Origin of the sequence: Microcystis flos-aquae FACHB-1344 (genome assembly GCF_014698375.1) — a bacterium.
Taxonomy (GTDB): domain Bacteria; phylum Cyanobacteriota; class Cyanobacteriia; order Cyanobacteriales; family Microcystaceae; genus Microcystis; species Microcystis aeruginosa.
The window spans coordinates 1-13,750 of the sequence record NZ_JACJSW010000153.1 but is presented as its reverse complement, the minus strand read 5'-3'; the positions used below and the strand labels follow the sequence as shown (position 1 = coordinate 13,750).

The following is a 13,750-nucleotide window of genomic DNA, read 5'->3' as shown; positions in this document are numbered from 1 at the left end:
AGGTGATTAAAAGGAGAGGCTATGGATTTAGAAACTTTAAAAACTTTAGTCTTAGATGTTTATTAAATTGGCATTTTGCTAGTTGATTTTACATGGTAAGTTCGGAAGAACCAAATTTGTCAAGTATCATAAGTAAAATACCCTCGTTTTTGGCTGTTATATCAAATCTTAACTCTATTGTCTATCTTTTGGTATTAACCCGTTTGTGTCCCAAGTCTTTCCCTGTATGGATTTCAGCTATTTTTGAGCGTAGGCACTCTCATCGAATTTTATTTTTAACTTAATTATTGGCATAACAATTACCGAAGAGTCATTTTCCTAGATTAAATTTACTTGACAAAATGACTGATATGTGTTAGTAAATTAAGTCCTAAAATTGAATTACCTTGCTTATTTAACAGAGGACTATAACAAGCGATCGCTCCCTGTTCCGGTACAATTGATAATAGGGCTCCACTAACTCCCGATTTAGTGGGAAAACCCACCTCAAGGGCGAATTGTTGGGAAGCTTCATAGAGTCCACAATTAGTCATAATTTCCAGAACTATATCGGCAAAAGAAGAAGCTAAAATTAACTTACCTAAATTAGCAAGATCGGCAATTTTTCCAGATAAACAACAGATTCGATTGTAGGTTTCTAGGGCTAAATAACGATGACTAATATAACCATTTTTTTCTAATTCTAAGCTTAAAGCTTGATTGTGTGCATTAGGATAGGAGTGAACAGAATCAAGCACAGAGTGATCAAGAAATAATTGACAATTACCCATTTCATTTAACCATAAAAGCAAATTTTCACAGCGAGATTCTGGTGTTTCTCCTGCTAATAAGTCTGTCAAGGCGATCGCACCACTATTAATCATAGGATTACGGGGAAAACCGCGATCCTCTTGCAGTTGAGTTAAGGAATTAAAAGGATAACTAGAAGCTTGTTTTCCCACGCGACGAAAAACAGCATCTTCCCCTAAATGATTCAAAAGATATAATAACAAAAAAGGTTTAATCACACTCATCAAAGGAAAAGTTACAGTTTCATCTCCCCAAGACAAAATCTCCCCCTCAAGACAGTGAATCTGGAGAGCGAAAACCTCGGGATTAACTTGGTTCAAAACCGGTATATAATAGGGAGTCTGACCCTTGCTATCCGATAAATGCACTTCCCCGACCCAAGCTTGTATATCTTCCACCCTTAATCTAGCTAATCGGTTCATTTGTTTGTTTAATCCATGTACTCAGTCAAAGAAGCAGAATCTATAATTTTAACTCAAATTCAACCCCGACAAGAAACAGAAAAAGTTTCTCTAGAGGCAGCTTTTGGGCGCATTTTAGCCGAAGATATCAGCAGTGATTTAGACTTTCCCTATTGGGATAATTCTGCTATGGATGGCTATGCTGTCCGCTACGAAGATGTCAAAGACACTAATCCAGAAAATCCCGTTACTTTAAAGATTATCGCCGAAATTCCCGCCGGCAAAGTCCCCGAAGAAATTATTCAACCGGGAGAAACAGCGCGAATATTTACGGGAGCGATGTTACCCGCCGGCAGTGATACGATTATTATGCAGGAAAATACTCAAAAACAAGGCGAGCGAGTGGCGATTCTTATCCCTCCCGAAAAAATAGGTCTTTTCGTGCGTCAACGCGGCACATTCTATCGAGCGGGAAATACCTTATTAAAAGCTGGTATTGCCATTAATTCCCCAGAAATAGCGGTTTTAGCCACGGCACAAGCTACCGAATTAACAGTGTTTTCCCGTCCCCAAGTGGCAATTTTCTCCACGGGAGATGAATTAATTAATCCCGATGAAACCCTCCAAAAAGGTCAAATTATTGACTCGAATCGCTACGCTTTAACCGCATTTGTCGCCAGTTTAGGGGCAATTCCCAGACCTTTAGGTATAATCAAAGATAATCCCGATCTTCTCAGAGAAACTATCAGAAAAGCCATTAATTCTAGTGCTATCGTCCTTTCCACCGGCGGTGTTTCCGTAGGAGATTACGATTATATCGAGGGAATTTTAGGGGAATTAGGGGGAAAAATTCTGATTGGCACCGTTGCTATTCAACCGGGTAAACCCTTAACCTTTGCTACTTTTCCTAACGGTTGTATTTACTTTGGTATCCCCGGTAATCCCGTCTCTGCTTTAGTTTGCTGTTGGCGCTTCGTGCAAATGGCCATTAAAAAATTATCGGGATTGACAGAATATCAGAACAAATTTCTGCGAGTTGTCACCCGCGATACTCTCAAATCTAAGGGACAAAGAGAAGTTTATCTCTGGGGAAAAATAGAAATTATCGAGGGAGTTTATCAATTTCAACTTGCTCCCGGACAACACAATTCGGCTAATTTAATTAATTTAGCGGGTACTAATGCTTTAGCCATAATTCCCCAGGGTAAAACTACTATACAAGCGGGAGAAACAGTAGAAGTTATGACTGGACTTCCCCTTTGAGAGCCAGTTTCAGATTTTGGCAAGGGTTCTTTTTTTGACTTGATCTCCTTCTCGGTAAGAATCAGGTCGAAGGACAGCAGCAGGGGAATTACGGTTAGGAACTTTTTGCCGCAGACCCTAATTATATATTGGCCTCAAAAACGGGACAATAGCCTTCGGGAACCACTTTAAAACCGTAGAGGGGAGAAGCGGGATTCCAACAGCGCTGACTTTTGTAGTGGACACAGACACGACAGCAATCCATCTCCTCTAAAGCTTTGGTGATGCGATTGGGACTCTCGCTTAATAACTCCCGTTGGGAGACTCCCCGCAATAATAATTCTTCCCCTTGCCAGCGCGCTTCCACCAGTCCCGTATCGGCGAAATTACTCCACCGGGGATCCCGGGTGATCGGCTCTGGTAAGGTGATAGTGACGATCGAATCCGATTCATTTAATTCTCCCTCATAGTGGCTGGGGGCCGGGGGTGTCGGTTGCATAAAGCGATCGCCAATAGGCAATTCCACCAGAGTTCCCACGGCCGGGGAATGGAGTTGATAACGGCTTTGTAATTCTTCTAAACTGGTCAAATCCGCTAGATATAGGGGCGAGCCATGGACGAACATGATATGCTGCGGTCGCAGGTTATGGATCAGTTGGGTGGTGTTGCGACTATCGCTATGTTCGGCCAGTAGATAGGTTTCTTGGCTAATTAATTGCGAACGCTGTGTCGCTTTTAATCGGGGATTCTCCAGGTTGATATCGTGCAGGTGTTGGGGAGCTAACATTAACCAAGGTTTATCCCCTTGCAGATATTTACTCACCTCCTCTAGGCGATCGATTAGTAAAATTATCGGAGTGGTTCCCCCTAGAGGTGTCGGTTTTTCTGGCAACCTTCGCAACCGGGGACAGATGCGCTCATCCCAAAATAAGGGCTGATGTTTGGCAAAATTTTGCACAGATGCGGGAAATTGTGGTAAAATTTCCAGGTAGGCATCGCAAGCTTTAGCGATCTTGCCCCCAACCCAGATATCAATGTCGCGGCCTGTGAATTGGTGGTGCGACCGCAGTAATTTTAAAATTTCCTGACCCAATCCCAAAGCGGGGACGGGTAGTAAGACATTTTGCCCCTCAGCGATCGCATGATAGATGCGATTCATCAACTGTTTTTCCTGCTGTCGTCGGTGGGGATGGCGCTCTGTGCCGTAACTGCCTTCAATAATCAGCACATCGGGGGACACTCCCCGCAGCAGATCGATCGATAATCCTTCCACCAGTTGAAAATTAGACAGGGAAAAATCGCCGGTATAGAGGACCCTATAGGTGCGTTTGGGGGTTTTGTAGGTGAAGAGAACCACGGCAGCCCCAGGGAGGTGGCCAGCTGGAAAAATCTCGACGGTGAGATCATCAAAGAGAGCGATCGGCGATCGCCATGGCCAACCCTGACAGAAACTGCCGATTTCCTCAGCACAATCGGGCCATTGTAGGGGCAGCAGTTGTACTGTCACCTCACTGGCATAAACTGGCAATTGGGGATAGGTCTGATGGAGAGCCATTAACCCACGGATGTGATCGCTGTGGGCATGACTACAGAACACCAGATCTACGGGTGGTTTTTTGTTTTGGGTGAGGGGTTGCATATCGGCCAAACCGCAATCTAAAAGTAGGCGATAGGGACCGATTGTCAGGAGGAGACAAACCCCTTCTGACGCGTGACCGACACCAAAAGGTAAACAGGATAAAAGGGATTTTGACCCCCAGACGGCAGTAGAGCGTTGAACCATGGCAACCCTGATTATGATGACTGGTTAGTGAGCGGAACCGTTGCCATCGTAGTTATCGCTATCGTAAAAACCGTTGCGGGTGCCGAAAAAGAGACAAGAGACGGTGAATACGGCCGTCAATGCCAACAAGATTAATTTGATGTCCATATAATTAGTGCAACTCCTCAGAGGGTATCTCCCCTCATACTAACCCAACTTTTTCGGTTGTTAGCAGCTAGGTTTCGGGTTTGACCATCGGCGCTCAACCTCTTTTCATAATTAAACTTGCCAGTAATTTGTGATGATTTTATCAAAAACTACTGATAATTGTCGGTAAAATTAGCATTTTTTGTCATAATAGTCAAGAAAATTTCATAAAAATTTAGCCTGACTTTAAATGATCCTTTTCTCAAGGGCGACGTAATAATACTAAATCCGTTGAGTATATGCTACATATCAAGACAGGCAATAGGCAAAAGGCAAAAGGGGGAATAAATAATCATTCTTTAATAACTGGATTTAGTATTAGACATGAGGCAAAAGCAAACAATTTATTGATTTTGACTCAGATTAGCTCAATTCAATTATAGTGGAATTTTACCATGAGGGTTCGATTAAAATTGAAGGCTATTTGATCAGATGATAAAGTTAATTAAGGTTGATTAAAATTAAAGTTTGTTAAACTCGGCTAAGTCATTGGTCTTTTCAAGAAGAGGATAACGAATTGCTGTTTCATCGACTAGACTAGATAAATACTCATAAGTTTGACGAAGTTCATAGGCATTATCATCACTTTTTGCTTGGTTACACTGCCAGCATACCAGTTGTAAATTGTCAAAATCAAACATTTTTTCGGGACAGCGAACCTTATTAATTATATGATCGATAGTGGCATAATTGGGATGAAAAAATATCTGATTGATTTGATTAATAACTTTTTCCCCTTGATAATTATTATATTCGTAACCCCTTTTGATAGCTTCTGACTGAGAAGAAGTTTTAAATTCTTCGCCATGTTTCATCTTTTTACCACAAAAAGGACAGGGTTTTTCTTTGGCCATTGTTCGATATTGATTCGGGCTAATTAATCCTTTTTGGGGGTGTTCGATAACTGCTAGATGTTGATTAGCATTCCAGATTTCTGCAATTTCATCGGAGCTATATAATTGAGACAACTTTGATTTTGATATTTTAGTCATGGCAGTACAGAATAATCATAATAAAGGATATTTAGCCAAGGCTTTATCTGCTATTTCATGCAAATTGTTAGAAATTTTTTCTAACTCTTGTTTTCCTTCTTCAGACATTTTTTTAGCTTTTTCAGACTCAATAATTCCTAAATCCATGGCTTTGACGAGATTTCCTTTATTTAATTCATGCTCAAATAAACTGACAACTTTATAAGTATTATTTTTAAAATCCTGAAGAAGCTCCCAAGAGCTTTTAACCTTTCCCCAGCCGCTATTATAATAGCCCTTTTTTCTCGCTTGTCTTTGTTGCTCTAGGGAAAGGCCATGAAATACTTCACTATTTCTTTTTTGCCATTGGCGATAGCTCATTTCTTCTAGTAGTAAATTCATTGCTTCAGTTCCTGTTCATCTGCAAAGTAACGAGTGATTTCTTGCCACTTTTTATCGCCATAGTTATTAATAATATATTTTTTAATATCCCCCAGTTGTCTTCGTAGTTTATCATTAGTTTTTTCCAGAGATTCAACTGTAGAGATGGCTCGATCTTTTATTTGTGTAATCCCATCCTGTTGTTCCTGAATAATATTTTTTAGATCGCTCACCGCTAGATTATAACTGTCTTTATGAACTAATTCCTTTTCCAGTAAAGCCTGTTGACGTTCTTGGCCAGTTTTAGATAGACTAGCCTTTAACCATTGACCTAAACGATAAATCTCAGATTGATCAAAGTCTAATAAATCTTGACGTAACTGCTCTAACTTGCGTAGCAACTCATTAACTTTTTCTTGCCAGTAACTGACTTCTTGTTTAAGCTCAACATTCTCGTTGGATAAATTCTGATTACTTTTTCCTAACTGTTCAATTTTGCCCTGGTGTCTGGATATTTGCAAGGACTGAGTTGAATTAACTTTGGCTCTATCATTTCGTTCTTGTATGATAATCTGGAACAATTCCGCCGCTACAGGATCATCAAGATGTTCTACAATCCATTCTAGATGACGTGCTTTTAACCTATCGCTCAAATAGCCCTGAATTTCTATGTGTTGTTCTTTCAATAGGGCTAGATTAGATTTAATGGTCATGACCGTAATTCTGACTTTGGTAACTTATCCATAGTTATTTTAGTACAAGTATAAGCTTTTGGAAAAAAGCAATCTTATCGGTCATGGTAGTTTTGCCTGTTTCTGGGAATCAACTCGGACCGACTGAAGAAACAAAGGAAAATGGAAATTTTGCCGATCTAGGGCTGGCCTTTGCTATAAGTGAGCTATATAGCGCCTCCTTGGCTAGTGAGTAAATTCTCAAACGCTAAAGCTGAGAGCTTACCGCTATAACTAAGCACACGAATCACCCAGACTGAGAAAATATCATGCGTATCGCTCACGATGTCACCGAATTGGTTGGCCGCACACCTTTAGTACAATTGAATCGGATTCCCCAAGCGGAGGGCTGTCTTGGCCGAATTGTGATGAAATTAGAAGGGATGAATCCCGCTGCTTCCGTCAAAGACCGCATTGGCACTCACATGATTAATAGCGCCGAAAAAGCGGGTTTAATCAATCCAGAAACCACGGTTTTAGTGGAACCCACCTCTGGCAATACGGGAATTGCCCTCGCGATGACTGCGGCAGCTAAGGGTTATCGCTTGATTTTAACTATGCCGGAAACGATGAGTTTAGAGCGCCGGGCGATGTTAAAAGCCTACGGTGCTACCCTAGAACTTACCCCCGGCTCCCAAGGCATGAAAGGGGCAATTTTACGCGCTCAACAAATCGTCGATAGTATCCCCGACGCTTATATGTTGCAACAATTTCGCAACCCTTCTAACCCGGAAATTCACCGTCTCACCACTGCTGAGGAAATTTGGCAAGATACGGAGGGACAGGTAGATTTTATTGTTGCGGGTGTGGGTACTGGCGGCACGATTACGGGAGTCGCTGAAGTAATTAAATCCCGTAAACCTAGTTTTCAAGTAGTCGCGGTGGAACCTTTCAATAGTCCGGTGATTTCTGGTGGTAATCCCGGTCCCCATAAAATTCAAGGTATCGGTGCAGGTTTTATTCCAGAAGTTTTACGCACAGATCTGATTGATGAGGTAATTACTGTCAGTGATGAGGAAGCTTTTCAATTTGGTCGTCGTCTGGCAAAAGAGGAAGGGTTGCTTTCGGGGATTTCTTCCGGTGCCAATCTTTGCGCTGCGATTCAACTGGCCCAACGACCGGAAAATGAGGGTAAATTAATTGTGGTGATTCAGCCTAGTTTCGGGGAACGTTATCTGAGTACACTGATGTTCCAAAATATCGAGGAGCGCGAGTTAACTTTGGTGTAAAAAAATATCTTCTTCAGCCTCTAGTGGTTAACATTTGGCTTTAGCTTTAACTATAGCAGTTATCTTCTTGGTGGGGTAGGATTCAGTTATCAGTTATCAGCTGTGAGTTTTCAGTTCACTGTTCACTGATTTGAGGCTGGATTTTTTCACCTGTAGGGGTATTTGTAAAGGTTGCGGTTTGATTGCTTCTTTGCCGGAACAATTATCGAGTAAAGCCGATCGCACTTGTGCATCGGTTTCTCGCGAGAGAAGATAACGGAAGTATTCTTGGCATTGTTCTCGACGACTGGGGGAAAGTTGCATTTCACTTAAACGTCGGACTGCCATTAAGCGCATTAAGGGATCATTGACTGTTAATTTTTCTAACCAGCGATCGAAGTTTTTTGACTCATTTTGACCGCGATGGTCGAGAAAATGCCATCCTAGCAGGATTAAAGTCGAAACCGTGCCAAATCCTTGCAAAATTGAGGCCAGGGCCAACCAGCGATTTTCGGCATAGGTCCAAATGGCGACAGCGAGATAGGTGGCTAAACTGCCCAAACCACCACAGACTACCGCTAAAGTTAACTTACCGCTATCGGCACTGAAAAAAGCACGCCCCCACAGCCACAGCGATGGCCAGTTTTGACCTTGGAGATGGTAAACTCCAATCATCGCCCCCACTCCGGTTAAAGTGGCCAAAACTAACTGCCAATTCCACGCCCAGAGGATCAAAAAACTAGCACAAGCTGCCGCCCATGTCAAGAATTGACGGGTTTTTTTTGCCGCAAGAGTTTTCATGACTCGACGCTGCAGAGCGGGGGAAAAATAGGGAGGAAGGCGGAATACTGAAGACACGGGAAGTTTTTCACTGAGGGTTTGATGATCACTATAGCCTGTTCTCAGGCAGACAGATCATTTTTCTAGGTAAAAATCCTTGTGGGAAAAGAGCGCAGTGCTAGGGTGGGCTAAAATTGCGATCGAGAATCGGCTAAACTTCAGATTGGCGAGCTTAGGTGTTAAGATGGTTTTCAATCAAACTCAACTTTTTTTATTAATAAATAGCTCAACAATATTCTGTAAACTTATATACAGAACTCTAAAGAAATATATTAATTTGCCGTCTTTAGGGCGGTAAATTCTGATCAATAATCTAGAGTGTTAAGTATAAGTACCGCATCTAATTTTACCTAGTCAAGCCAGCTATCTAACTCATCTATATCACTTCCGAACAGAGTTAAAACGTCCTTTGTCTCGGTTGAGTCTTGCGGAAATTTTACCTTAAGGAAAATCTCGATAATTTTGAGTCATGATTCACTAGAATCCTCAAATATTCCATAAACTGGCGAGTTTTAAGAAACCTAGGAGGTTCATCGCTATGAAAAGCCGTCTTATTGTTTGTTGTGATGGAACTTGGCAAGATTTAGGACAAGGTTATCCTACCAATGTTGTCAAAATGGCACAAGCTATCACGCCACTTGATGATACTAAGGGCAACCCCATCCGTCAAATCATCTATTATGACGAAGGCATTGGGACAAAACAATCTAATACCGAGGTAACTGATGCTTTAATTAAAATTGCTGGAGGTGCTTTAGGCATTGGCATGGATCATAAGATTCAGGATGCCTATCGTTTTCTGTGCTTAAACTATCAACCTGAAGATGAAATTTATCTCTTTGGGTTTAGTCGGGGAGCTTACACTGTACGCTGTTTAGCCGGGTTAATTTATAATTGTGGTTTGTTGTATCGGGAATTTATCCGACAAATCCCCAAAGCCTACGAAATTTACCGAGAAAAACAAGACCCAAATAACGCACCTAACGGTAAAAATGCCATTGATTTCCGTAATCAGTATGGACGACGGGTTCCCATTAAGGCCCTATGCTGTTGGGATACGGTTGCTTCTTTAGGTATCCCCGATATCGTTCATTCTCTGCATTTAGATGAAAAGTTCAACGAACGTTATCACTTTTATGATTCGACCATCAATCCTACAATTGAAAAGGCGTTTCATGCAGTTGCCATTGATGAAATTCGTAAAGTCTTTGATGTAACGCTAATGCGTCCCCATTCTACCCACATCAGACAACAAAAAGAACAGGTGGTTCAAGTTTGGTTTCCGGGGGGTCATGGTTGCGTTGGTGGAGGTTCTCAGGAAGAATCTGGCCTATCCGATGGAGCTTTATTATGGATGATGGAACAAGTCGAAGCCTTGGGTTTGGCCTTAGATAAAAGTTATATTCAACATGGAGTTCATCCCAATTGTAGTGCGCGTTTTGATAATACGTCAAAATGGCCATTTAATGTAGCGGGAACAGCACCTCGTCAGTTTGAAGGGGATGTTAGCAATTTGCATGAAAGTGTTAAAAATCGCTGGACAGACCTGAATATTAATCCCCCTTATAAACCGGCTATTCCCGAAATTCAAATGATGCTTGAGCAAGAGCTTGGTGCTTTGAGAAAGAAAGAAATAGTCTCTGTTTAGCACTTCGCTGCCTCAAAAATGTCGCCTTCACTTTACTTACATAAACACTCATAATCTGACCTAATTTAGGAGGATTTGCCATGAAAGTATCATAGAACTGTATTGATCTGATCAAAAAGTGGGAAGGTTGCAAGCTTACCGCTTATAAGTGTCCGGCTGGCGTTTGGACAATTGGAATTGGAACCACTCGCTATCCTGATGGACGGCCCGTGAAACCAATAGCATCCAACTCACTGTAACTTCCTTAACTTGACAAAGGGAAAATATCCTATTTGTGAACCGTCTGCTGTTGTTAAAGTAACCTGTCCAGAATCAGGCAAAAAAGGAGAATCAATGATGACTACTCAAAAACTGAAAGCTCTAGTCAATACTGTTATCAAACAATCTACCCTAGATAGCAGTCAAATTACTGACCCTACTCAAAAATTTTCCTTGACAGCAGGAGATGAACTTGAGATTAATAATTACAAATCTGCGGACAATAATCACTGGGAATTAGAATTAACAACCCCTGTTAATCAGATGACGAAATGGTTCGCTTATATGCCCCATGTCGAAATTAAAAGTAATGACCCTGTGGCCAAGATATTACAAGACATTAAGCAGTCTCAATTTAAGGTGTATCATCGACCAACAGAACAAGATGGAGATGGAGTGGGGATTCCCCCTAATGGACAAGACAACCGTTCAGAAAGAATTTGTCCTGTTTACGTTCTTAGTCCCAGAAGACAAACAGATTCTTTAGTTAGACAAATGATTACACTGCTTCGGGTCAAGGATACAGCGTTCATTATTGCAGAACGATTGCTACAATATCCCGAAGATTATCTCCCCACTATTTCTCAATTTGAAAAAGCGGTCATCGTCCAATCTTTTGTTGGTGTCGGTCCTCCTCAACCGGATCCAACTCCTTATCCAGATTGGGCAAAAAAAAGACACGACAAAGAGTTGTGGAGACTCGAACAATCTATCCGTCTATTACAGTCGATGAATCGAAAAATCTCAGCGGTGGTTTGTGCGATGGGAGATTCTCAAAAACATTCATCCAAAGATGTGCGAGAAACAATGCAAACAAGATTAGACAATCTTCTGGATAAGTATAATCTCTCGGCTCTCAAACAGCCAATTACTTGGGGAGCAGATGAATTAGTAGCAATGGGAATCGCTCAAACTCTTCCTAAAACTAAAGTGCGTGTCCGCATCTCTAATAAGGAGACTGAAATGTGGTACGACGGGAGACGACCACCCAGAGAACTTGTGACTGAAAAATTACCAGCAGTTGGGTTAGAAGAATCAGAAACTGACTGGGATTTTGAGGTAGCTATTTTAACTCGTCGTCGAAATGGTAGTATTGATGATTATCAGAAAGACGACCAGGAACAAGCCCAGTTAGACGAGCAATTTCTGGCTCAATATAAGGACTATTCTTCCGAGCAGCGCGCTAAATTAGTCATCATTGATGGCCGACTTTTTAATGGGGCTTGGAATGCCACTTCTGTGTTACCTTACGATGATTTATTGGCCTTCGGTAGTTGGGGAACATTTGGCAATTGTGTTGGCTCAACTTTGGCGGTGGCAAAAATTCTTTTCTACGCTAAAAATCCCGCCGCTCAAAGACAACTTTATTTAGAAGCCATTGCTCATGATGTTTTTGCTAATGGCTATAAAGAAGTTCAACGACTCGAAGAACCTAAAAGCTTCTGTAATCAGCTACAAAATCAAACAGGAATAACTTTCAATCATTACGACGGATATGATAATCCTGCTACGGTCAAAAAAGTCTTTGAGGTCTTAAATCGGCGCGTTAATGCCAGAATGCAGGAACATTTTACGCAACTTCCCCTTGTTAATCACCGAGTCTTCCGAATTACCCCGCAATTTTGGCGCACTTTTGAGAGTGAAGTCCACATCTGGCCAAGATTACCAGAGGAAATTCATAAAGTTGGTATCTATCGTACTGATCTGGAAGCGATCGCTTTTAATCCTTCATTGGGCGATCAATTCGTCTAACAGTAAATTTTTCAACAATCCCATAGGAGAAATACCATGACTTCCCTACAAATTATCAATCCTACCAATCATGCTCGCTTTGAATGTCTAAAACCTGTTACTTTTACAGGCAAAGTAAATTCTGGAATAGTCACTGTAGAACTCACAGCAGATGACAAATATTCCCTAGGCAATAATCAGGTTAAAGCAGACGGTTCTTGGTCGATTACTTATTCAGGATTCACGAATCCTGGTGATCGCAAAATTACCGCTATCGCTCACACTCAAACCAATCAAAATAAAGAAGAAACCAGCATTCTGATTCATGTGGCAGCTCCCTCAGATTATACTAAAACTATTTATGAGGGTTTAGTTTTAGATGACTTTAAAAAACTCGAACACACCCAGTCTCTGCCGACAGATCACAAGTTAAGTCAGGAAGAAGGATGCCGGTTATTTGAACAAGGAATCCTACCCATCCTCCAGTCCAAAACAACCTTTATGGAAGCAACGGAGGAAGGTCGAAACAAACTAGAGAAATTAGTTGAACAAAACAAAGATCAATACGGTATTCATCTTGCACCCTGTGCTTATTCCGTCTCCTGTGTGATGAAATATCTGGCTGAAAAGTTAGGATTAGCCACCGTCAAAGCACTTTTCCAAGACCCCTGTTTAATTGATAATGTTCAAGTTACAGGCGTTGAGAAAAAACTGCGTCGTCTGGGATTTCTCTACTTTTTGAAAGAAGATTACCTAGCACCTCGTGGGGCAATTGGAGCAAGAGCGCCTCGAAATAATCAGGATCAATCGTATCACATTTATTTCATTACCAAAGATGGAGAAAAACGTACCGAGTTTCCTAACCCAGAGAATCTTTGGGATGATCAACAGGGCAAACACGAAACCGGAATAAACGGGCCTAAATGGCAAATTAAAGACCTTCATGCTGAAAACCTCGATTTCTTCGATCATGTTTATATACAATGGGAGAATGGCTACACAGAAGGATTTTGGTTGCCACCGGGTATTTATCCTTTAAATCGTGGTTTCAATCTGTCGAATCTTTAGTTCCGTATTCTAACAATGCCCATGGGCCGACCGTTTAAAGTAAGTGGCACTTCGGTAATAGCTCAGTTTCTAATGGCAATTGGTCAGTCTCTTATCGTTTTACTGACAACGGCAAACGTCAAATTGAAGCGAGAGGATTTGATCAAGATAATCATTCTGTTGCCAGTGAAAAAATTACTTTAGAAATTGAAGCTTCTTCCATAAGCTGTGAACCAAGAACGAAACTCTTTGAAATTGGCGGTCATTCTGTTTGGCAAATTTCAGGACAAACCGCTTTTTTCTATCAATCAAAAATGAGTATTGATGCCGATGGTGCGCCTAATGCTTATCACCCAGACAATATTGGCTTAGATGATCTGAAAAATGCCGGTTATCCGAATACGTCTTGGTGGAAGAATATGGCTCTTCGGGAATTGTTATGCAAATAATTAACTTAAAATAAAATTCGATGAGAGTACCTAAGCTCAAAAGTAGCTGAAATCCATACAGGGAACGACTTAAAGCACAAACAGG

14 protein-coding genes are annotated in these 13,750 nt (G+C 41.4%); 7 read left to right on the top strand and 7 right to left on the bottom strand.

What is annotated here, in order from left to right; genetic code table 11:
- Positions 1-329: 329 nt before the first annotated feature.
- Positions 330-1,211, bottom strand: a complete 882-nt coding sequence (locus H6G48_RS14255; RefSeq protein WP_190722262.1) for a glutaminase — start codon at positions 1,209-1,211, stop codon at positions 330-332.
- Between the two features lie 15 nt (positions 1,212-1,226).
- Here H6G48_RS14255 and H6G48_RS14250 point away from each other — a divergent pair, with 15 nt between their 5' ends.
- Positions 1,227-2,453, top strand: coding sequence for a molybdopterin molybdotransferase MoeA (locus H6G48_RS14250; RefSeq protein WP_190722261.1), 1,227 nt, complete (start codon positions 1,227-1,229; stop codon positions 2,451-2,453).
- Between the two features lie 121 nt (positions 2,454-2,574).
- On the opposite strand, the gene H6G48_RS14245 is transcribed toward H6G48_RS14250, so the two are convergent.
- The 5 genes from H6G48_RS14245 to H6G48_RS14230 form a co-directional block, all read right to left on the bottom strand.
- Positions 2,575-4,215, bottom strand: coding sequence for an MBL fold metallo-hydrolase (locus H6G48_RS14245; protein WP_190722260.1), 1,641 nt, complete (start codon positions 4,213-4,215; stop codon positions 2,575-2,577).
- A 24-nt stretch (positions 4,216-4,239) separates the two neighbouring features.
- Positions 4,240-4,362, bottom strand: coding sequence for a hypothetical protein (locus H6G48_RS26890; protein WP_002737208.1), 123 nt, complete (start codon positions 4,360-4,362; stop codon positions 4,240-4,242).
- A 500-nt stretch (positions 4,363-4,862) separates the two neighbouring features.
- A complete protein-coding gene (locus tag H6G48_RS14240; protein ID WP_190722259.1) occupies positions 4,863-5,393 on the bottom strand; it encodes an HNH endonuclease in 531 nt (176 codons plus the stop codon).
- A gap of 15 nt (positions 5,394-5,408) precedes the next feature.
- The gene (locus H6G48_RS14235; RefSeq protein WP_190722258.1) at positions 5,409-5,774 is read right to left on the bottom strand and encodes a hypothetical protein; all 366 of its coding nucleotides are present in this window, start codon (positions 5,772-5,774) and stop codon (positions 5,409-5,411) included.
- The gene (locus tag H6G48_RS14230) at positions 5,771-6,466 is read right to left on the bottom strand and encodes a hypothetical protein (RefSeq protein ID WP_190722257.1); all 696 of its coding nucleotides are present in this window, start codon (positions 6,464-6,466) and stop codon (positions 5,771-5,773) included. Before H6G48_RS14230 ends, H6G48_RS14235 begins: the two co-directional genes overlap by 4 nt.
- Positions 6,467-6,753: 287 nt before the next feature.
- On the opposite strand from H6G48_RS14230, the gene cysK reads away from it, so the two are divergent.
- Positions 6,754-7,713, top strand: coding sequence for a cysteine synthase A (cysK, locus tag H6G48_RS14225; protein WP_012268194.1), 960 nt, complete (start codon positions 6,754-6,756; stop codon positions 7,711-7,713).
- Between the two features lie 96 nt (positions 7,714-7,809).
- Here cysK and H6G48_RS14220 read toward each other — a convergent pair whose 3' ends face one another.
- The gene (locus H6G48_RS14220; RefSeq protein ID WP_061431638.1) at positions 7,810-8,550 is read right to left on the bottom strand and encodes a hypothetical protein; all 741 of its coding nucleotides are present in this window, start codon (positions 8,548-8,550) and stop codon (positions 7,810-7,812) included.
- Between the two features lie 520 nt (positions 8,551-9,070).
- Between H6G48_RS14220 and H6G48_RS14215 the strand changes: the two genes are divergently transcribed.
- The 5 genes from H6G48_RS14215 to H6G48_RS26885 all read left to right on the top strand — a co-directional run bounded on the left by H6G48_RS14215 (position 9,071) and on the right by H6G48_RS26885 (position 13,665).
- On the top strand, positions 9,071-10,180 hold the full coding sequence (locus tag H6G48_RS14215) for a DUF2235 domain-containing protein (RefSeq protein ID WP_190722256.1): 1,110 nt from the start codon (positions 9,071-9,073) through the stop codon (positions 10,178-10,180).
- 101 nt (positions 10,181-10,281) lie between these two features.
- The gene (locus H6G48_RS27505) at positions 10,282-10,419 is read left to right on the top strand and encodes a glycoside hydrolase family protein (RefSeq protein ID WP_423202545.1); all 138 of its coding nucleotides are present in this window, start codon (positions 10,282-10,284) and stop codon (positions 10,417-10,419) included.
- A gap of 97 nt (positions 10,420-10,516) precedes the next feature.
- A complete protein-coding gene (locus H6G48_RS14210) occupies positions 10,517-12,190 on the top strand; it encodes a DUF4127 family protein (RefSeq protein WP_242034650.1) in 1,674 nt (557 codons plus the stop codon).
- Positions 12,191-12,226: 36 nt separating this feature from the next.
- The gene (locus tag H6G48_RS14205; protein ID WP_190722254.1) at positions 12,227-13,237 is read left to right on the top strand and encodes a hypothetical protein; all 1,011 of its coding nucleotides are present in this window, start codon (positions 12,227-12,229) and stop codon (positions 13,235-13,237) included.
- A 293-nt stretch (positions 13,238-13,530) separates the two neighbouring features.
- Positions 13,531-13,665 carry a hypothetical protein gene (locus H6G48_RS26885; protein ID WP_277925615.1) on the top strand — a complete coding sequence of 45 codons (135 nt, stop codon included), beginning with the start codon at positions 13,531-13,533 and terminating at the stop codon, positions 13,663-13,665.
- Positions 13,666-13,750: the final 85 nt, after the last annotated feature.